General features: G+C 28.7%; 15 protein-coding genes and 1 pseudogene. 15 read left to right on the forward strand and 1 reads right to left on the reverse strand.

What is annotated here, in order from left to right; translation table 11 throughout:
* Nucleotides 1-13 precede the first annotated feature (13 nt).
* The 15 genes and pseudogenes from BQ5450_RS07255 to BQ5450_RS07325 all read left to right on the forward strand — a co-directional run bounded on the left by BQ5450_RS07255 (nucleotide 14) and on the right by BQ5450_RS07325 (nucleotide 20,256).
* Complete coding sequence (locus BQ5450_RS07255) at nucleotides 14-604, forward strand: MptD family putative ECF transporter S component (protein ID WP_071126450.1); 591 nt, start codon at nucleotides 14-16, stop codon at nucleotides 602-604.
* Entirely contained in the window at nucleotides 604-1,332 is a 729-nt protein-coding gene (locus BQ5450_RS07260) for an energy-coupling factor transporter transmembrane component T (protein WP_071126451.1), read from the forward strand. The genes BQ5450_RS07255 and BQ5450_RS07260 overlap by 1 nt, the downstream gene beginning before the upstream one ends.
* A complete protein-coding gene (locus BQ5450_RS07265) occupies nucleotides 1,329-2,714 on the forward strand; it encodes an ABC transporter ATP-binding protein (protein ID WP_071126452.1) in 1,386 nt (461 codons plus the stop codon). The genes BQ5450_RS07260 and BQ5450_RS07265 overlap by 4 nt, the downstream gene beginning before the upstream one ends.
* A gap of 275 nt (nucleotides 2,715-2,989) precedes the next feature.
* Nucleotides 2,990-3,391: an RNA polymerase sigma factor gene (locus tag BQ5450_RS07270; protein WP_022620685.1), complete on the forward strand. Its 402-nt coding sequence runs from the start codon at nucleotides 2,990-2,992 to the stop codon at nucleotides 3,389-3,391.
* Between the two features lie 268 nt (nucleotides 3,392-3,659).
* Nucleotides 3,660-4,058: a hypothetical protein gene (locus BQ5450_RS09165; RefSeq protein WP_234347005.1), complete on the forward strand. Its 399-nt coding sequence runs from the start codon at nucleotides 3,660-3,662 to the stop codon at nucleotides 4,056-4,058.
* Nucleotides 4,059-4,163: 105 nt separating this feature from the next.
* The gene (locus tag BQ5450_RS07280; RefSeq protein ID WP_071126454.1) at nucleotides 4,164-5,789 is read left to right on the forward strand and encodes a recombinase family protein; all 1,626 of its coding nucleotides are present in this window, start codon (nucleotides 4,164-4,166) and stop codon (nucleotides 5,787-5,789) included.
* Nucleotides 5,790-7,418: a recombinase family protein gene (locus BQ5450_RS07285; protein WP_071126455.1), complete on the forward strand. Its 1,629-nt coding sequence runs from the start codon at nucleotides 5,790-5,792 to the stop codon at nucleotides 7,416-7,418.
* Nucleotides 7,419-7,436: 18 nt separating this feature from the next.
* On the forward strand, nucleotides 7,437-8,894 hold the full coding sequence (locus BQ5450_RS07290; RefSeq protein ID WP_071126456.1) for a recombinase family protein: 1,458 nt from the start codon (nucleotides 7,437-7,439) through the stop codon (nucleotides 8,892-8,894).
* Between the two features lie 48 nt (nucleotides 8,895-8,942).
* Nucleotides 8,943-9,542 (forward strand): annotated as a pseudogene (locus tag BQ5450_RS07295) (ABC transporter ATP-binding protein); the annotation flags it as partial.
* 113 nt (nucleotides 9,543-9,655) lie between these two features.
* Nucleotides 9,656-11,203, forward strand: a complete 1,548-nt coding sequence (locus BQ5450_RS07300) for an FtsX-like permease family protein (RefSeq protein ID WP_234347007.1) — start codon at nucleotides 9,656-9,658, stop codon at nucleotides 11,201-11,203.
* A gap of 351 nt (nucleotides 11,204-11,554) precedes the next feature.
* Nucleotides 11,555-13,081, forward strand: a complete 1,527-nt coding sequence (locus BQ5450_RS07305) for an ATP-binding cassette domain-containing protein (protein ID WP_071126457.1) — start codon at nucleotides 11,555-11,557, stop codon at nucleotides 13,079-13,081.
* Nucleotides 13,082-13,548: 467 nt separating this feature from the next.
* Nucleotides 13,549-16,974, forward strand: coding sequence for a pyruvate carboxylase (locus tag BQ5450_RS07310; RefSeq protein ID WP_071126458.1), 3,426 nt, complete (start codon nucleotides 13,549-13,551; stop codon nucleotides 16,972-16,974).
* Between the two features lie 71 nt (nucleotides 16,975-17,045).
* Nucleotides 17,046-17,339 carry a PspC domain-containing protein gene (locus tag BQ5450_RS07315; protein ID WP_010247565.1) on the forward strand — a complete coding sequence of 98 codons (294 nt, stop codon included), beginning with the start codon at nucleotides 17,046-17,048 and terminating at the stop codon, nucleotides 17,337-17,339.
* 150 nt (nucleotides 17,340-17,489) lie between these two features.
* Nucleotides 17,490-19,673, forward strand: a complete 2,184-nt coding sequence (gene recD2, locus BQ5450_RS07320; protein ID WP_071126459.1) for an SF1B family DNA helicase RecD2 — start codon at nucleotides 17,490-17,492, stop codon at nucleotides 19,671-19,673.
* Nucleotides 19,654-20,256 carry a ComF family protein gene (locus BQ5450_RS07325; RefSeq protein WP_071126460.1) on the forward strand — a complete coding sequence of 201 codons (603 nt, stop codon included), beginning with the start codon at nucleotides 19,654-19,656 and terminating at the stop codon, nucleotides 20,254-20,256. The genes recD2 and BQ5450_RS07325 overlap by 20 nt, the downstream gene beginning before the upstream one ends.
* On the opposite strand, the gene BQ5450_RS07330 is transcribed toward BQ5450_RS07325, so the two are convergent.
* Nucleotides 20,253-21,176 (reverse strand): YihY/virulence factor BrkB family protein, encoded by a 924-nt coding sequence (locus BQ5450_RS07330; protein WP_010247574.1) that lies wholly within the window; start codon nucleotides 21,174-21,176, stop codon nucleotides 20,253-20,255. The genes BQ5450_RS07325 and BQ5450_RS07330 overlap by 4 nt on opposite strands.
* Nucleotides 21,177-21,244: the final 68 nt, after the last annotated feature.

A 21,244-nucleotide genomic window follows, 5' to 3' on the forward strand; every position in this document is an offset into this window, starting at 1 on the left:
GGAGGAAAAGAAAATGAAAACACAAAAGAAATCATCAAAAAATGCAATTACAGCAGGTGTTTTAATAGCACTTTATTTTGTAACTTATTTAGTTATAGGAGCAATATCTATGCCTGTTCCTGTATTATTTTTACTAATGCCTATGCTTGTAGCATTACTTGCTGCACCAACCTATCATATGATTCTTGCAAAAACAAAATCAGGTACGGCAATTGTAATTGCAGCTACTCTTCCAAGTATATTGTTGGTTGCAACAGGACATATCCCAATTGCTCCTTTAGTTGCAATACCAGCTGGAATAATAGCTATGCTTATAGCAAAAGGTGGAGATTATACTAATTTTAAGAAAAACACAATTAGTCATATGTTTTTTTCTCTAAACTTATTTGGTGGGTTCTTACCAATTTGGATTATGAGAGAAGCATTTTTTGAAAGTGTAATAAAAGGTGGCTTAGATCAAAGCTTTTGTAATACTGTAAGGGCTTGGACACCAATATGGATGTTACCAGTTATGATTATTGGAACATTTATATTTTCTTTGTTAGGTTCTTACTTTACAAAGAAAATACTAAATAAAAAGCTTAAATCCGCAGGAGTATTATGATGGATGATGCAAAGTTTGTTCTGGGGTCAAAATATGACCTCAGGACAAAACTTATTTTGCTTATAGTTGCGAATGTTTTAATTTTTTTAGGATTTGGTTTAATCTATCAAAGTCTTATAACATCATTTTTTCTTGCAATTATTATTAGCGATGGCTATAAAAAATCAGCCTTACGATATATTCTGTTTTTTGTGATAAGTGTAATTTTAGAGAAATCATTAGTACATTTGAACATAAATTTTCTCATAAACCTACTTTTATTTATTTTTGCAATTGGAAGGAAGTTTTTACCTTGTATTATTGTTGGAAAATGGATCTTAAATTCTACGTCTGCCTCTCTTGCAGTAGCGACTTTGCAAAAATTAAAATTTTCAAAAGACTCTCTTATAATGATTTCTGTATTATTTAGATGTTTTCCTACAATTAGGGATGAGTGGAGTCACATTAATATGGCAATGAAAACTAGAGGAATCAATTTTAATTTAAAGAACTTATTAGAAAAACCTACTCTGATTATGGAGTATTTTTTTGTCCCTCTTTTTGTAAGTGTTATAGAAATGGGTGATGAGTTATCTCAGTCGGCTATTGTAAGAGGACTTGATGCGCCTGTTCAAAAAACAAGTAGATACCTAATTAAGTTTAGAAAAAATGATATTGGTGCTTTAACTCTTATGATTTTGATTTTATCAACAGTAATATTTATGAAAGTTTTAGGGTGGGATTTATGATTGAAATTCGAGAATTAAGCTTTAAATATAAGGGTGGAGCTAATTATTCATTAAAAGATATAAACTTAAAAATAAATAAAGGAGAGTGTATTCTTCTGTGTGGTAAGAGTGGATGTGGAAAATCTACCCTATTAAAGCTTATTAATGGAATCATTCCTGAATTTTATGATGGGGATATTTGTGGAAGTGTCAGAGTAAATGGCATTAATACCTTTACAACTGAAATACATGAATTATCTAAATTTGTAGGTTCAGTTTTTCAAAACCCTAAAACTCAGTTTTATACAACTAATACTACAGATGAGATCGCTTTTGGCTTAGAAAATTATGGTATAGATACTGAAGCAATTAATAAAAGAATTATAGAAGTTGAAAAAGACCTTCGCCTTGAAAGACTAATGAATAAAAATATATTCAACCTTTCAGGAGGCGAGAAGCAAAAGATTGCCATTGCAAGTACTTACGCTTTAAGTCCTGAAATATTTGTACTTGATGAGCCGTCTTCAAGTTTAGATATCAAATCAATGAAAGAGCTATCACAGACAATTGAAAATCTTAAAGCTATGGGAAAAACTATAATTATTGCAGAACATAGATTGTGGTATTTAAAAGACATAGTAGATAGAGCAATCTATATGGAAGATGGCAAAATTATTAGAGAATACAATATGGAAGAAATTGAAAAGTTAAGTGAAGATGAACGTTTGAAAACGGGACTTAGGCACTCTTCTTATAAAGATATAAACCTAGTTAATAATGAGGAGAATTTCAATGAGGAATCCTCATTAGAAATAAGAAACTTGATTTTTAAAAGAAATGCTAGAACAATTTTATCTATTGATAATCTTAAATTTTCTTATGGCAATATAATTGGAATTGTTGGGGAAAATGGGATTGGTAAATCTACATTTGCAAAAATTGTATGTGGACTATACAAAACAAACGATGGAGAGATTTTAAAGGCTGATAAGCGATTTAATAGAAGAAATAGGATAAAAGAAAGTTTGCTAGTTATGCAAGAAGTAAACTATCAACTATTTACTGACACTGTGTTTGATGAAATATTATTAACATCAAAAATTAGAGATAAAAATATCATAAACACTTACTTAAAAGATATGGAACTTGAAAATATTATTGATAGAAATCCACACACTTTATCTGGAGGACAAAAACAAAGAGTGATTATTTTATCAGCATTGTTGTCTGGTAAGAAAATTTTATTTTTTGATGAACCAACCAGTGGATTAGATTATAGAAATATGAAAATAGTCGCTAAGAATATAAAAAAAGTAAAGAAAAAAGATAGACTAATTTTAATAATATCACATGATATTGAGTTTTTAGAATTAGTTTGTGATGAATCTATTAATTTACTATAAATTGTAACGCGTATTTTGTAATAACAGAAAATACTAAGATTAATCATAAGGAGTAATAAGTTGGGTGTGATTTTTTAAGGAAAATCATAAGAAGAATAGTGGGAATTTTTTATATAATTATTATATTTTTACAATATATATATTCTTATAGAAAATCAACTAATTTTATTGGATTAAAAAGGTTATTTTATTTAAGAGGGCATGCTATATTCATATGTAGAAACCCTCCTTTTTTTATTTTCAAAAATAAATTTGAGAATAAAAAGGAGGATAATATGTCTAAAGAAAAATATATTTATGTAAACGGAAAGAAAGTACATGTAAGTGATGAAATATATCAAGAATATAAAAAACTTAAAAATCATGAAGAATATCTACAAAGAATAGATGGAAAATATATAGACTATAATTTTCAAGGAGTAAACGATTCCATAGAAAACATAGAAGACAAAAAAGTAGATATTGAAAAAATAATAGAAACTAAACTAAGGTTAGAAGATCTATATAAGGCACTCGATAAATTAAACGAATATGAGAGAAGAATAATTATTGCGCTATATTTTGAAGAGAGAACTATTAGAGATTTAGCGAAACAAGAAAAAGTATCTCCTAAGAAAATATTCAGCCTTAGAAATAAAATATTACAAAAACTAAAGAAAATAATTGAAAGAGAATAATAAGAAGATATCAACGGGGAGCAGTCTTTGCTCTCTATTTTTTGTGAAAAAATTAAAAAAATTCTAAAAAAATGGAAACAAGAGGCCTAAAAATTAAGGTTTATATATAGAGGGATATTTTTTATCACTCGATTTATATAGATAAAAAAATTGAACCTTGACAACTGCATAGACCACGATAGGACATTAACCAAGTATGGAGCGATACAAACTACGCCAAGATCTTTCTGCTTAAAAGATTAGGTTTAAATGGATACTCAAAAAAGAATTGAAGGATAAAAGAAAGAGAGCGACAAATAGTACCTGTAAATCAGAAATGGCTTTCTGTGCTATGAAATACTTGGGGATAATGATACTTCTAAAGTTGATGCCGGCTCATCTAAAAAGAGGCGGAGGTGAAATTCCTATGCTGTCTGCCAAGACACCTACCAAAGTCATAAAACTTAACTGTTTATTTAAGGAGCTTAGAAGTATGAATAACTTAAATTTAGATGAACAAAAGATAAAAGAAGGTATACAAAATGAAAGCTTGAAAAAAGAAGAGAAAACAAGTGATAAAACTTACAACATAGATGGCTACAAAGTACTATTTACATTTAAAGATACAGGTCTAACATTAAGCGACATAGTAGAATCATATATAGAAGAAAAACTATTTATTTTTTAATAAAGAGTATTGAAATAAAAAATAAGGAGCGTTATACTTTGGTTGTGGAAGCCTAACCTTCATTTAATTTTGTATCTAAAGAATAAAATGAAGGAGGGCTTTTTTATGTGCAAAAGTAAAGCTTGTATTTATTTAAGATTATCAAGAGAAGATGGAGATGTAGAAGAAAGCAACTCAATATCAAATCAAAGAGAATTAATTCATAACTATGCAAATAAGCAAGGGATAGAAATTTTAAAAGAATTTGTTGATGATGGTTATTCAGGAGCTACTTATAATCGTCCACAATTTAATGAAATGATAAGAAGTCTTGAAAATAAAGAATTCGACACTTTGATAGTAAAGGATTTATCAAGATTTGGAAGAGATTATATAGGAGCAGGACGATATATTCAAAAAATATTTCCAGATATGCAGGTTCGATTTATATCCATAACAGATAATTATGATAGCCAAAATGCAGATATGAATGATACACACCTTATATTACCAATAAAAAATTTCATAAACGATAGCTATTGTAGAGATATATCAAATAAAGTGAGAAGTGCTCAAAAAGTCAAGAGGGAAAAAGGGGATTATATAGGTGCTTTTGCTCCATATGGATATAAGAAGAGCAAAGAAAATAAGAATAAATTAGAAATCGATGAAAAAGCTGCTGAAGTAGTAAAAAGAATATTTGGAATGAAATTGTTAGGATATTCTTCTAATTCTATAGCATACCATTTAAATGATCTTGGAATTGATTCTCCATTAATTTATAAGGAAAAATCAGGATTAAATTTTAATGGGGGATTTAGACCAATTAAAGGTGGAAAGTGGTCAGTTAACTCTATAAATAGGATTATCAGAAATAGAGTATATATCGGTTATATGGAACAAGGAAAAAGGATTAAATTAAACTACAAAAGCGAAAAAGAAATTTGTGTAAATCCTAATGATTGGGTCATAGTTAAAAATTGCCATGAAAAAATTGTATCAAAAGAGATATTTAATATAGCAAATAATTTATTAGATAGAGATGTATGGCAAGCTAGAAATAAAAATCCAGATATTTTTGCTGGTTTAATGTTCTGTAAAGATTGCGGATCACCACTAATAAGAAGAGAAATAAAAAGTGGAGACAAAAAGATAGTTCAGTATATATGCTCAAATTATAACAAAAATGGTTCTTGCACTAGACATGCTGTAAAAAAAGAAGAACTTTTAGAAGTAATTAAAGATATATTTACTCAGTATATATCTTTTCAAGAGTTGCTATATAAGAAGATTAAAAATAAAAAAATAAAATTATCTGCTATTGATTATGAAGGACGTGAGTTAATAAGACAAAAAGAGAAGTACGAAGCTATACTATCTTGTCTATATAGCGATTTAGAAGATAAAATATTGACAAAAAATGAATTTAATAGGTTTAGAGAAGCTTATAAAAGTAAAATTAAAGAAATTGATAAAGAAATACAAAATAGAGAAAATATAAAATCTAATGTGTATAAACTTCTAGAAGAAAACAAAAAATGGATCAATGAAATTAAGAGAAATAAACAACTAAATAAAATCGACAGATTATCATTAGTTATGTTGGTAAATAAGATCGTTATTGGAGAGAATAAAGAAATCCAAGTAGTATTTAATCATGCAGAAGAGTTTAAAATATTAAATAAAATGATAGCAAATGATAAGGAGCTAGATTCTTTAAAAAACATTTCTTCAGCTAGGAGAATAAGCTAAATGGCTAGGACTAGTAAAAGATATTTAAATAAAGATAACAAAGTAGCTCTATTATCTAAAAAAGAAACTAAATATAGAGCAGGAATATATACACGATTATCTCAAGATAGAAAAGAAAAGTATAGGAATAAAAGTGAATCTATTGATAGCCAAATAGAAATAGGAAGAAAGTATGCAGAAGAAAATGATATACAAGTAGTAAAAGTCTACGAAGATTATGAATTCACAGGCACAAATTTTAAGCGTCCAGGATTTATAGAGATGATGGAAGATATTAAGTCAAAAGAAATTAATTGTATTATAGTAAGAGATCTATCAAGGTTTGGAAGAGAATACTTAGAAATAGGTAACTATATAGAAAATATATTCCCATTTTTAAAAGTTAGATTCATATCTGTTATAGATAAAGTAGATTCTTTAAATGGGCTTGATGACAAGAAAAGCTTTGAAGTAACAATTAAAAATATCATGAATGATATGTATTCAAAAGACATATCAAAAAAAGTTAGAAGTTCTAAAAAAGAATTAATGAAGAAAGGATACCATATTGGCGGGAAGCCACCTTTTGGATATATATCAGTAAAAACAGAAGGTGGAAGTGTATTTAAAGTTGATGAAAAAGTAAGAGACGAAATAGTTTATATCTTTGAATTAGCTAATAATGGAGCAAGTATGGTAACGATAGCTAGAGAATTAAATAAAAAAAGATATAATCCGCCAAACATTTATTATAAAACAGGAGAAGTATATAAAGACAAAGAAACGAATCCTGGATGGAGAAATTGGTCTATTCAAAGAATTTTAAAAAATGAAGCGTATATTGGAAATTTAGTCCAAGGTAGATACACAAATATGATAGAGGATGGTAGTAGGAATAAAATAAGATCAGAAAAAGAATGGATAAGAGTTGAAGATAGACATGAAGCAATTATAGACAAAAAAGTATTTCAAAATGTTCAAAAACAATTAAGAGATAAATATGATAAGAGTTTTGGAAAATACTTGATACCAAAATATGAGGGAAGAGAAGATTGCTTTTATGGATTGCTATTTTGTGGCATATGTGGAAATAAATTATATAGATACTACTCTGTTTCTTGTGGCAGAAGATATTACTACTATGGTTGTAGAAATCTAGAAGAAGATAGGAGTAATAACCATGTGGTTATTTCAGAGATACAGTTAAAAAGCATATTAAATGAAGAAATAAAAAAATTAATGGAAGAAAACATTAGCTTTGAATGGGTTGAAGAAACTCTTAAATCAAAATATGAAAGTTTAAAGCAAAATAAGATGAAGTCCTTAGAATCTATGGACAAGAAAATAAAAGATCTTGAATATGAAATATTAAAAACATATGAAAAATATTGTCAAGGACAAGTTAAAATTGATTACTATAAAAAAATCAGAGAAGTTAAAAATAATCAAAAGAACACAATTGAAAGAGAAAGACGAATAGTTGATACTCAACTAACCAAATTAAAGAATAAGTATTTAAAAGGAATTGAGTTTTCAAAGAACTTATATCAACTTAACAGGGAGCAATCTGGATATTATAAGAATTTAATTGACAAGATTATTGTTCATAAAGATAAAAAATTAGACGTATACTTTACTTTCACACTTTAAAAGTCAGAGGAAATCAAGATGTATAAAATAGGAATTTACATGAGATTATCTAAAGAAGATTATGAGAAAAATGAGGAAAGTAATAGTATAAAGAATCAAAGACAATTAATCTTATCATATATTGATAAAAATTTTTCTGATTTTTGTGTAGATAATAAAATTGAATATATAGATGACGGTTATTCAGGTATGAATACAAATAGACCTGCATTTGAACGATTAATGGAAGATATAAGAGATCTAAATACCAATTGTATTATTGTAAAAGATTTATCTAGATTTTCAAGAGACTATATTGAAACTGGAAACTATTTAGAAAATATTTTTCCGTTTTTAGGAATAAGATTTATTTCTATCAATGATGGATTTGATAGTAAAGATAATTGTAATGGAACCATTGAAATTGACACGCAATTTAAATCATTACTTTACGATTATTATAGTAAAGAACTTTCAGAAAAAATAAAGCTTACTTTGAATTCACTAAAGTCAAAGGGAAAGATAATTAACGAGGCACCTTTTGGTTATGTTAAAGATCCAAAAAATAAATACAAAATTATAAAAGATGACATATCTTCTAAAGTGGTAAGAAAAGCTTTTGATATGATATTAGAAGGACATTCTCAGGGAAGTATAGCTAAAAATTTTAATAAGGAAAAATATCTTACAGGATCTGAAAGAAAGAGAGTATTAAGAGGAGAAAGTCTAGAAAATTATAAAAAGATTTTGTGGACCACAGGACAGATAAGTAGAATTCTAAGAAATGAATCTTACACAGGAACATTTTTATATAATAAAACGTACAAAACTCCAATAAGAAAAAGTATACCAAGACCTAAAGAAGAATGGGGTAGAATACAAAATGCTTTTGAACCAATTATTTTCAAAGAGGAATTTAATAAAGTTCAAGATATATTAAATCAAAGATCGTTTCCAGCTCATAATGATGCAAGAGATGTAGATAGTCCTCTTAGGTCAAAAGTAATATGTGGTGTATGTGGGCATAAAATGAAGTTTGATTACAGAGCAGTTGTTGGTAAAAATGAAAAGAAATATGACTGTAGATTTAGATGTAGAGTATGTAGTTTAAATTCAAAGTCAAATTCCATTAGTTCAAACACAGTCGAAAGTTATGTGTTGGAGAGCTTAAAAAGAAGAGGTGTAAGATTAGAAGAAAGAAAGACTATTAAAAGTAAAAAGGTAGATCAAGGAAAAGTGAATGCACTAAAATTTGAAATACAAAAGAACTACGAGTTATATTTAGATTCTAAACTTACACGAGAAGAATTTCTAGAAATTAAGAATAATATAAATGAACAATTAAGTAGTTTAAAAAAGGAGTCTGAAACTAAAGATAAATTAGAAAATATTACTATGTGTAATACAGACTTAAAATTAACTAATGAAATTGTTGAAAATAACATCAAAGAGATTATAGTAGACGCCTCAAAAAACATAGAAATTGTCTATAAATAATGTGATATAATTATAAGCAATAACTTGACACAATAGGGGAAGTCAACACTTCTTTATTGTTTATGTGGTATGATAAGGGCTAGTAGAGGGGAGATTTTATTTTTAAACAAAGATATTAGGTCGCTTTCCGCAAGAGAGTTAAATGAACTGTATAGAAAAAATTTTGACTTTATATTTCAAGATATTAACTTAATTCCTGTCTTAAATGTAGAAGAAAACATTGAGCTGAAAAATAGTCTTATCAAAAAAAGACTAAATATGAAAGAATTAGAAGAAACTTTGAATCTGTTAAATTTAAGTGGTAAAGAGAAGTCTTATCCAGCAGAATTGTCTGGTGGTCAACGACAAAAAGTTGCCATAGCCAGGGCTCTTTTATTTAAACCAGACCTTATTTTTGCAGACGAACCTACAGGGGCATTGGATACCAATTCTTCTTACAATGTTTTGGAGGAAATGAAAAAGCTGAATGATATAGGTACAAGCACTATAGTTGTAACACACGACCCTAACGTAGCGATTCAAATGGACAGAGTACTATTTTTGCTTGATGGTCAGATTAGTCAAGAAATTAATAAGCCAAGCATCGGAGAGATTTTAGAAATTTTTACAGATCTTGAAGAAAACAAGAAATTAGGAGGGAAAGATTAAGATGAAAGTAAAAATTGCTATATAGGAAGATTAAAAATAAGCTAGTTAACTTATGGATGTTTTTAGCTATGACCTTAATTTCTATAACACTAAGTTTAACATCTGCGTGGTATTTGGCTACATTAAACCCAAATAATGATTTAATTTTTTCTACATTTAATAGAAAAAAAAATAATCTTATACTTGGAGACTTAGTGAATGGATCTCAACTTCAATTTTTAATGATTTTATTTTTTGGGTTTTTACTTTTAGTAGGGACAATTTATTTTTCAATAAAGCAGGAAGATAAAGATTGGGCTCTTTTAAAACTTAATAGTCTAAATAATAAAGAGATTATTGAAATTCTTTTATTTAGAACTTTAATTTTAAATATTATAGCTTCGGTTCTTGGAATATTTTTGTCTAGATTTTTTATAAAAGCTTATGTAAAGTTTTTCTTTTATTTTATTTTCAAGCCAGGATATGATAGTCTTTTAATGGTTAATCTAAGACCAGGATTACAATCTAGCGTAATAAGTTTATTAGCTATTTTTGTTATGGTTATTATAGCAAGTTTAACAGCAAGCATAAATGTTATAAAGACAAGACCTATAGATCTATTTATTAAATCAAACGAGATAGCAACTCTTAGCAATAGAAATATTATTCTAAGAGCTATTATCGGTTTAATATTATTTTTCATATTTCTATATTATACTTTAATTAAGCCGGTAGAAACAGGGACTATAATAGATATTCAAGGAGTTGGAGCTTTAGCGATAGCTCTTGTTATAATTGTGGCCCCTATATTGATTCCGAAATTTTCTAGTTTAATAGCAAAAGTCTTGGTGTTAAAAAATTCGGCATTAGCTTCTTATTGTAGAGGTCGAGTTTTAATGAATACACAAAAAAATCTTTCGCTTGCCACACCCATTCTTTTAGCAGTTATAATACCTTCGATTTTTGCACTTTTTTCAGAGGTAAGTGTAGTAAGGATGAATAGAGAGTATAATGCTCAAAATAAGAAAATGGGAGAAGGGATATATGCCATTATAAATCCAACAAAAATAGATGCTTATGCTCAAGAAAAGCTATTAGAGATTAAGGGTACACAAGATTTAATAATTACAAACACTTTAAGCTATTATGATGCTGCAGAAGATGATCATTATGTAGGAGTTAATTACATTAATGATAAGAGTCTTATGGTTAATTTAGACCTCGAGGCAGGAAGTATAGATAATATATCTAAAAATAAGATTGGTGCAAGTAATGATTATGAACTTGGAGATGAAATAAAAATTACATATTATAATGGAGAAGAGAAGACATATAATGTGGTAGCAGTTTTTAAATCTGTGCCTTACCTGTTATTGCCGAAAATATATATTGACTATAATTCAAATGAATTCTTGCAAGGACTTGAAAAGATTGATAACAAGTTATATATGAGTAACTCAAGCATTGGAAAGGCTGAATTAGAAAAGAAAGTTAAAAAAATTTTACCAAGTTCAAGAGTTTTGACAGGTTCAGAAGATGTAAACGAATACTTAAAGAATTTTTCTGATCATGAATTTACAACAATAAAATTTCTTTATTTCCCTTGTATGATTTTAGCGTTGGTAATTATTGCTCAAAATATAATATCTTTAATTTCTTTTAAAGAAGTTGATTTTATATAATTATTTAGAATGGGCTTTACTAGAGGGGAAATAATTCTAGAAAATTTAGTAGAAATTCTGGCTACTATTTTTTCCGCCAATATTATGATAATTATGGTAATTTCTATAATGTTGGTTAAATTTACCAAGGAATTTAGTATAAATGAAATTACTATAGGAGCAAATCTTCCAATTAAAGTGTGTCTATATTTAAATATATTTTTTATTATAATATGTATTGTTATTACTGTAATAGTTTGTTTGTTGAAGACAGAGAAAACTAAAATGGTGGATAGGCAAATTTAAAAGGCTTGAATATTATGAAAATAAGAGAGTTTAATTGCACAAATTGAGGAAAGAAAGTTTGTTTTTTTGGTAATTTTATATATACTATATCCAGCTATGGATATAGTGGCTGCATTGCAGCTAGCTACAAGTGTAGATAGGCTTATCGAGGGCAATGTGTTCTCCTTCATTAATTATTTAATAATAGCTACATTTTTTTGGACAATATCAGTTTTTTTCAGAAATTACGCTAACATAAAGGAACAAATATTTTTACAGTTACTTTCTAAAAAATTACGAACCCTAAGTGTAGGAAGAGTTTGTGATGACTTAAATAACAATGAAGGGATTGTTGACTTTTCTAAATACATAAATATGATGACTAATGACATTATATTAACAGAGAAGAGTCTTGGTTCGTTATTAAAATTTTTTTCTATATTAAGTACCATTATTTTTGTAACACTTGCGCTTATCAAATTCCACTATATTATATTTATAGTATCAACAATTTTAGGTATTGTGATGATTAAAATTCCTAAACTTTTTGAAGATAGAATAAAAAAAACTACTGATGAAGTTTCTTTTGCTAATGAATCATTGCAAAGAAATATAACAATTTGGCTAAAAGGAAGCAAAGTGTTAAAGCATTTTAGAGCAGAAAATATGCTTTATAATATTAGTGAAAAGTATTCGGATTTGATTAAGAAAGCTAAAGTTGAACAGACGAAATGCATAACGAAGTCCAATTTTATTGTGAGTATTATGAATATATTTAGTCAGATTATTATATTAGTAATAACTGGTATTTTATCTTACAAAGGGAAAGTGTCTTTAGGATCAATTATTTCAGTTGTGAGTATATCTGGACAATTATTTAATTCATTGGATGAGTTTGGAGAGAGTTATGCTGAAGCGATATCATCTAATTTTTTGTTAAAGAAGTACAGTCTAATGGAAAAAGCGAATCCAAAGGATAAGATAATTTTAAGAGAATCTATAAAACTGAAAAATTTATCTTATAATTATGGTAATGAACAAATTAAATTTCCAGATATTATATTTAATGCAGGTGGAAAGTATATAATCTCAGGGAAAAGTGGAGTAGGAAAAACAACTTTACTAAATATAATTTTTGGTTCTTTAGAGAATTATAAAGGAGATATTTTTTGGGATGATATAGATTATAAAGATTTAAACTTGGATAAGGGCATTTCATATATATCTCAGGACCCTTATATGTTTTTAGGAACTATTAAAGATAATATTATTTTGGATAAAGAGTATGATAAAAACTTATTTAATGAAGTTATAAAAATAAGTATACTACATAGTGTTATAGAATCATTACCTCTTAGAGAAAATACAGAAGTAGATAGTGATAATATAAAGTTTTCAAAAGGGGAAATTCAAAGAATAGCAATTGCAAGAGCGTTATATCATAAAGAAACGGTATTAATTATAGATGAAGGTTTATCTAATATAGATAAATATAATGCAAAATATATAGAAAAATATTTGTTTGAGAATCAAGGGTTAACAGTGCTTATGGTAACTCATAATTTAAGTAAAGAGACGGAAAAGATTGTATCAAAAATTATCAAATTAAAGTAGTTTAAAATGATTATTTTAAAACTACGGATGTATAAACTTGAAAAGTATATTATGAGTAATCATTGTACTGCAAGTATTATATACTAATTAGATTGTTAGATTAAGATTATAAAATACATTATTAGTTGTTGTTAGTATAATAAAAATAAGTAGATGTAATCGTCATAAAAGGTTAGGATATTAACCTATCTTATTAAATTTAGCGTAATGTTGATAATTTTTTTCACATAAAAATATCTGTTATAGATTTACTTCCCTAGAGATATTAAGAGCCTGTTATTGTTATCTTGCATCTTAATGGGTACTCATTTGTATTTTTGTTTTATTACATTGTACATTAGAAATGCTTTTTATGTGTATGGGTGGCTAATTATGTATACAATTTATAAAAAATCTTTATTATCCATTCATTCTACACTTTACTTCATATTTGATGTATAATATGGAAAACTAAAAGGGAGGAAAACATGAAAAAGTTTAAGAGAATTTTAGTAGCGAATCGTGGAGAAATTGCAATTAGAATATTTAGAGCAGCAAGAGAAATGGGGATTCGTTCAGTTGCAATTTATTCTGAAGAAGACAGACTTTCACTTTTTAGAACTAAGGCAGACGAGTCTTATTTAATTGGCAAAGGCAAATCTCCTCTTGATGCCTATCTTGATATTGATGAAATCATAAGTCTTGCTAAGAAAAAAGGTGTAGATGCGATTCATCCTGGATATGGTTTTTTATCTGAAAATCCTGAATTTGCACGAAAATGCGAAGAAGAAGGGATTGCTTTTATTGGACCAAGATCAGAAGTTATGGAAAAACTTGGAGATAAAATAACGTCTAAAATCGTTGCAAAAGAAGCAGGTGTTGCAACAATTCCTGGAATTGAAAAGCCAATAAAGAGTGAAGAGGATGCTATTTTATTTGCAAAATCATGTGGATATCCAGTTATGATTAAGGCTGCTGCAGGCGGCGGTGGAAGAGGAATGAGAATTGCTGAAAGCGAAGATGAACTTTTAGAAAAGTTTCAGTCTGCAAAGAATGAAGCCAAAAAAGCCTTTGGCGATGATTCAATGTTCATAGAAAAATATCTTGACAAGCCAAAGCATATTGAAGTGCAAATTTTAGGCGATGAATACGGAAATATTGTTCATCTTTATGAAAGAGATTGTTCTATTCAAAGAAGACATCAAAAAGTAATTGAATACACACCTGCTTTTTCACTTCCAAAATCTCTTAGAGAAGAAATTTGTGAAGACGCACTAAAAATTGCAAAATCTATTGGATATTCAAATGCAGGTACTGTTGAATTTTTAGTTGATTCAAAGGGCGATCACTTTTTCATAGAAGTTAATCCTCGTATTCAAGTTGAACACACTGTAACGGAAATGTGCACTGATATAGATATTGTTCAGTCACAAATTTTAATAGCAGAAGGCTATAAACTTTCAAGTGACAAAGTTGGAATAAAGAGCCAAGATGAAATAGTACACAGAGGCTTTTCTATCCAGTGTCGTGTGACGACTGAAGACCCTCTAAATAATTTTATGCCAGACACTGGACAAATTAATTTATACAGATCGTCTTCTGGGTTTGGAGTAAGACTTGATGGTGGAAATGGATTTACAGGTGCAGTTATTTCTCCATACTATGATTCACTTCTCGTTAAGGTTATTACAGAAGCGAGAACTTGGGAAGACACTATTAGAAAAGCAAAAAGATCTCTTTCCGAGTTAAAAATAGGTGGAGTTAAGACAAATATTGGATTTTTATTAAATGTTTTAAATACAGAAGAATTTAAAAAGGGAACTTGTGAAACTGGATTTATAGAAGAGCATCCGGAATTATTTGAGATAGAAAACTCTAGGGATAAAGAGCTTAGGATTATGAAGATGCTTGGAGAAAAAATTGTAAATGACAAAAAAGTTTTAAAGAAAAATTTTGATGTTCCACAAGTTCCAAAATTTGAGAAAAAAGAATTTGAAGGATACAAGCAAATTTTTGACAAGCTTGGTGCAGATGGTTTAAAGAATTATATTTTACAAGAAGAGAAACTTCTATTGACAGATACCACTATGCGTGATGCACATCAATCACTTATGGCTACGAGAATGAGGACAGTGGATTTAGTTAAAATTGCAGAAGCTTTAAATTATAACATGGGAGAACTTTTTTCTGTTGAAATGTGGGGCGGAGCAACTTTTGATGTAGCTTACAGATTTTTACATGAAGACCCATGGGAAAGGCTTAAAATTTTGCGTGACAAAATGCCAAATATGCTTTTGCAAATGCTAATTCGTGGAAACAACACTGTTGGTTATAAAAATTATCCTGATAATGTTGTAGTGAAATTTATAAAAGAATCTTCAAAAAATGGAATTGATTTATTTAGAATTTTTGATTCACTTAACTGGCTTCCAGGCATGCAACTTTCCATTGATGAAGTTCTTAAAAATGGAAAAATAGCAGAAGCTACAATGTGTTATACTGGAGATATTTTAGATGAAAAGAAGGACAAGTATTCTATAAAATATTATGTGGACTTGGCAAAAGAACTTGAAAGGACAGGGGCACAAATTATTGGAATAAAAGATATGTCTGGACTTTTAAAACCTTATGCAGCAAAAAAATTAATTAAGAATTTAAAAGAAGAAGTTGGTGTGCCAATTCACCTTCACACTCATGATACTACTGGAAATGGTGTTGCTACAATTTTACAAGCGACAGAAGCTGGAGTTGATATTGTCGACACAGCGGTAAACTCTATGAGTGGACTTACTTCTCAACCTGCTCTTAACTCTGTTGTAGCTGCACTTAAAAACACTAATAGAGATACAAAAATTGACTTAGATAAAGCTGAAGAAATCTCAAAATATTGGGCAGCAGTAAGACCAGTTTATGAAAACTTTGAATCTGATTTAAAATCTGGAACTACAGAAATTTATAAATATGAAATTCCTGGAGGACAGTATTCAAATTTAAAACCACAGGTTGAAAGTTTTGGCCTTGGACACAAGTTTAAAGATGTAAAAGAAATGTACAAGAGTGTAAATGAAATGGTAGGGGATATTGTAAAAGTAACACCTTCATCAAAAATGGTGGGCGACTTTGCAATTTTCATGGTGCAAAATGACTTAACTCCAGAAAATATTTTAGAAAAAGGAAAGAATCTCGATTATCCAGATTCTGTGATGACTTATTTTAGAGGAATGATGGGACAACCTTATGGAGGATTTCCTAAGGATCTCCAAGAAATGATTTTAAAAGGAGAAAAGGAAGTTACAGTTCGCCCAGGCGAACTTTTGGAGGACGAGGATTTTGACAAAATAAAAATACATTTGGAAGAAAAGGGGATTGAACCAAGCGAAGAAGATTTGATTTCATCTGCACTTTACCCAAAAGTATTTGATGATTATATTGATTATATAAAGGAAAATGGTGAAGTTTCTAGAGTTGGATCTGATGTATTTTTCCATGGACTTATGGAAGGGGAAACGGCAGAGATTTCTATTGAAGAGGGAAAAACTTTAATAGTTACTTTAATTGAAATAGGAAAACTTTTAGATGATGGAACTAGAAATTTAACTTTTGAAATAAATGGATCAAGAAGAACTGTAAACATAAAAGATAAAACTGTAAAAGATTTCGAAAATGATAAAGATGAAAAGATTTATGCAGATCCAAAAAATGAAAAAGAAATTGGGTCATCTATTCCGGGGAAAATTGTAAAAGTTTTAGTTTCTGAAGGCGACAGTGTTAAAAAAGGGGATAAATTATTTATAGCGGAAGCTATGAAAATGGAAACAAATATTGTTGCTAATGTAGATGGGAAGATTAACAATGTTTTTGTTCGAGAAGGTGACATGGTTGAAAGTGGAGAGCTACTAGCAAGTGTTGAATAAAAAGATTTATTCTGGGTAGAAATTTATTAAATAATAGTTTAAATATTTTATCGATACAAAGGAAGTGCGAAATGAAAAAGCTTTATAGGTCTAGGGAGGACAGAATATTTGCAGGAGTTTGTGGAGGTATTGCAGAGTATTTTGGAATAGATTCAACTATTGTAAGAGTTCTTGCATTTTTGTTAATTGTCCCAGGTGGACTTAGTATTTGGGCGTATATTATTCTTGCTATTATAATACCTAAGGAACCTTCTGGGAAAGATTCTATAAAAGATGATTATGGCGAAGAATTTTATTCTCCCAAAGGAGATTACAGAAAAGAATATGAAAGACAAAAGAGAAAGTCTGATGATGACTTTTATTAAAATTTTTAGAAAGAGGCGTTGGCCTCTTTTTTTTAGCTTTTAATGCATAAAAAATTTTTAAGTTTTTAAAACTTATTTTGAAAAAAGCGTCAAAATTATTTTCTGTATTTAATTGTGAATTATTGATACAATATTGAAGAGGTGTTTTAGTTGATTACTCTTGAAGGAATTGTGGAAAGAATAATTTTTAGAAATGAAGAAAATGGCTATACTGTTGCGAAAATAAATTCAGAAGATGGAGATTTTGTAATTGTTGGCAGTGCGGCGATTTTTAAAAATAATTTTCATTATAAATTTATTGGAGATTTTACATATCACAACAAATATGGTGAACAATTTGCTTTTACAAGTTTAGAAGAAATATCTCCAGAGGGCGATGCTGCAATAATAAATTATCTTTCAAGTTCAATGATACCTCATATTGGCGAGAAAATGGCTAAGAGGATTGTAGATAAATTTAAGGACGAAACCCTAGAAGTTATAGAAAAGAATCCTGAAAAGCTCCTTTCTGTTGAAGGTATTGGCAAGAAAAAGTATAGAGATATAAAAGAAGCTTTGGATAAGCAATATGCTATGCGAAAAATATTTTTACATTTTTCACAATATAATCTTTCTACTTCTGCAATTTTAAAAATATATAAGGAATATGGAGATAACTCCATAGATGTAGTGATGAAAAATCCCTATGATTTAATAGGAAAAGTGAAGGGACTTGGTTTTAAAAAAGTAGATGAAATTGCGCAAACTATTGGCATAGATAAGAATTCTTATTCTAGAAAAATTGCTGGACTAAAGTACACACTTTTACTTGCAAATCGAGATGGACATACTTATTTACCCTTGGATAAACTTATAGAGGTTTCTGAGAAAATTTTAAATTTAGAATTTGAAAATGCCGATGAGATTGCAAGGGCTTTAACTCTTGAAAAAAATTTTTTTGTTGAAAAAGATGGAGAGAATTATAACTGTTATATTGCGAGGTATCTTGCTGCTGAAAATTATGTTGCTGGAAAATTAAATGATTTAAATATTTCCTTTGATGAAGATATAGAAATTGATGAAAAAATTTCTGATACTGAAAAGTTTAGAGGTATAGAACTTTCTTCTTCTCAAAAAAGAGCCGTAAAAGAATCCATAAATAGCGGTGTTTTTGTTATAACTGGGGGTCCAGGAACAGGAAAGACAACGACACTTAAAGTTTTAATAGATATTTTTGAGTCCATGGATAAAGTTATAAAACTTGCTGCGCCAACAGGAAGAGCAGCAAAGAGAATGAAAGAGCAGACTGATCGTGATGCTTTTACGATTCACAAACTTTTGGAGATTGGGTTTGCTGGCGACATGGATTTTTCAGATATTGAAGAGCTTGATTGTGATGTTTTAATTGTAGATGAGGTTAGTATGGTGGACATACTTTTAATGGAAACACTTTTAAAGTCTATTGAAAGCCCAACAAGACTTATTTTAGTTGGCGATAAAGACCAACTTCCGTCTGTGGGAGCGGGAAACGTTCTTTCGGATATTTTAAAGTCAAAGGCAATTAAATCTGTAAATTTAGAAGAAATTTTTAGGCAGTCTGAGAAATCTATGATAGTAAAAAATGCCCATCTTATAAACAATGGCAAGATGCCTGTTTTAAATGTTGGAGATTTTTTTATGATTTCTGAAAGAGGGGAGATAAAGGGACTTGAGATTATAAAAGACCTTGTTAAGAGCAGACTTCCAAATTATTTTAATGTAAGTGAATCTGATGTGCAGGTTTTAACTCCAACTAAAAAGGGAAATCATGGTACAATTAATTTGAATAAAGTTTTACAAGAACATTTGAATAAAAGTGAAGAACACTTAGAATTCGCAGGCAAAAAATTCAAATTGGGCGACAGAGTTCTTCAGACTAAAAATAATTATGAGCTTGAGTCAAAAGTTGAAAATGGATTTTATGAAGATGTAGAGAAAGGTGTTTTCAATGGAGATTTAGGTTATATTTCAAAAATTGACAGAGAAAATAAAAAAGTTACAGTTATTTTTGATGACGTGAGGAGTGTAGAATATAATTCTGAAAATTTAGATGAACTCACTCTTGCCTATGCTATGACTATTCATAAATCTCAGGGCAGTGAATTTCCAGTAGTTGTAATACCATTATTTCGTGCAGCGCCAATGCTTCAAACGAGAAATTTAATATACACTGCAATTACGAGGGCAACAAAGGCAGTGGTTTTAGTTGGAAAAAGTGAATATTTGGTAAAAATGATTGAAAATAATAAAACTGTACACAGATATTCAAATTTGTCAAAGAAATTGAGGTTGGCAAATGAAAATAAGAGAGTTTAATTGCCCAAATTGCGGAAAGAAAGTAAATACTTATGGACTGTGCAAAGACTGCGATGAATTAATTGATAGAAATCCAAGATATTATTATGATATAGAAGGGCTAGATGAATTAATAGTTGCCTCGACTTATTCTGGGCTAATGAAAAAACTTATAATTCAGTTTAAGTTTTATGAAAAATTATCTTATAAAGACATAATATCAGAAATTATGACTGAAAAACTTTTGGAAAAAAATTTGTCCAAAGAAGTTTTAACTTACGTACCCATGTATAAAATAAGAGAATCACAAAGAGGGTTTAATCAGTCTAAAATGTTGGCAGAAAAAATTGCAAAAAATACGGATATGAAATGTGAAGATATATTTATAAAAACCAGGGATACTAAATTTCAAGTTGGACTTACTAAAAAGGATAGAGAAAAGAATTTAAAAAATTCCTTTGGAGTACTTAATAAAGTAGACGAAATTATTATTGTAGATGATGTCATAACTACAGGATCAACTTTAAGGGAACTGACAAAAATTGCAAAGGTAAATGGAATAAAAAAAGTGACTGCACTTGTTGCAGCCACAGAAGTTGCTTAGTCTTTTATATTTTTAAACATGGAGTCATGTCTTGGCCAAATATTTAGCGTTTTAAAGTATTTCATTGAATAAATTGTGGAATTTATTTCTGCACCTATTAAAATAATTACAGATAATAAGTATAACCAAACTAAAAATACGATAATACCACCAAGAGATCCATATGTTATGGAATATTTTCCGAAATTTGATACATAAAACCCAAATACAATAGAAACTATAATTACTCCAAGTGTTGAGAATACTGCTCCAGGTAGAACTCCTTTAAAGGTTATCATATGTTCCTTGCTATCTGAAGGAGAAAATTTATATAAAAGCATAAAAATTATTAGCATATAGCCAAGTGGGATTACATTTTTACCAAGGCTCCATATTTTGTTAAAGACTGCACTTTCAGCACCTAAATAACTCATTACAGTTTTATAAATTATTTCTCCAAATATTTGCGTAAATATAAGCATAAAAAACATTATGATTAGAGATATGGTAAAAATTAAAGCTAAGAATCTAAGTTTGAAAAAATTTCTTTTTTCTGAAAATCCATAGGATAGATTTATTATTTTAATTAGCTTAAATACTGCAGTTGATGCAGTAAAAAGACCTGCTATAAATGAAATTGTGAAAAATGAACTTGAAGATGCATTTTGTAATTCTTTAAGAAAGGTTGTTACAGTATTTTGTATATCCGCTGGCAAGACTTCTAGCATTGAAAAAATATATTTTAGATTGAGTATTCCCGAGAAGTTAATTGCGTTAATAAGAGATATTAAAAAAGGAAATACTGATAGAACTAAAAAGTAAGTTAAACTCGCACCATAGGATAGAATGTCGTGGTTTAATATTCTATATGTCAATTTGTCAAAGAAAGTAAAAACTTTTTTATCTTTGATTTTATCTATACGATTATTTAAAAACTTCATTAAACACCTCTGTTGTATTATATATTAAATTTTATAGAAGAACAATTAGTTTACATTATAAAAAATGG

It is taken from the genome of Peptoniphilus lacydonensis, from assembly GCF_900106515.1.
GTDB lineage: Bacteria > Bacillota > Clostridia > Tissierellales > Peptoniphilaceae > Peptoniphilus_A > Peptoniphilus_A lacydonensis.

Excerpts from the sequence above, each read along its gene's own strand:
- BQ5450_RS07270 (WP_022620685.1), top strand. The coding sequence starts at position 2,990 with ATGTCTAAAGAAAAATATATTTATGTAAACGGAAAGAAAGTACATGTA.
- BQ5450_RS07325 (WP_071126460.1), top strand. The coding sequence starts at position 19,654 with ATGAAAATAAGAGAGTTTAATTGCCCAAATTGCGGAAAGAAAGTAAAT.
- BQ5450_RS07255 (WP_071126450.1), top strand. The coding sequence starts at position 14 with ATGAAAACACAAAAGAAATCATCAAAAAATGCAATTACAGCAGGTGTT.
- BQ5450_RS07315 (WP_010247565.1), top strand. The coding sequence starts at position 17,046 with ATGAAAAAGCTTTATAGGTCTAGGGAGGACAGAATATTTGCAGGAGTT.
- BQ5450_RS07280 (WP_071126454.1), top strand. The coding sequence starts at position 4,164 with ATGTGCAAAAGTAAAGCTTGTATTTATTTAAGATTATCAAGAGAAGAT.
- BQ5450_RS07330 (WP_010247574.1), bottom strand. The coding sequence starts at position 21,176 with ATGAAGTTTTTAAATAATCGTATAGATAAAATCAAAGATAAAAAAGTT.
- BQ5450_RS07310 (WP_071126458.1), top strand. The coding sequence starts at position 13,549 with ATGAAAAAGTTTAAGAGAATTTTAGTAGCGAATCGTGGAGAAATTGCA.
- BQ5450_RS07265 (WP_071126452.1), top strand. The coding sequence starts at position 1,329 with ATGATTGAAATTCGAGAATTAAGCTTTAAATATAAGGGTGGAGCTAAT.
- BQ5450_RS07290 (WP_071126456.1), top strand. The coding sequence starts at position 7,437 with ATGTATAAAATAGGAATTTACATGAGATTATCTAAAGAAGATTATGAG.
- BQ5450_RS07260 (WP_071126451.1), top strand. The coding sequence starts at position 604 with ATGGATGATGCAAAGTTTGTTCTGGGGTCAAAATATGACCTCAGGACA.
- BQ5450_RS07285 (WP_071126455.1), top strand. The coding sequence starts at position 5,790 with ATGGCTAGGACTAGTAAAAGATATTTAAATAAAGATAACAAAGTAGCT.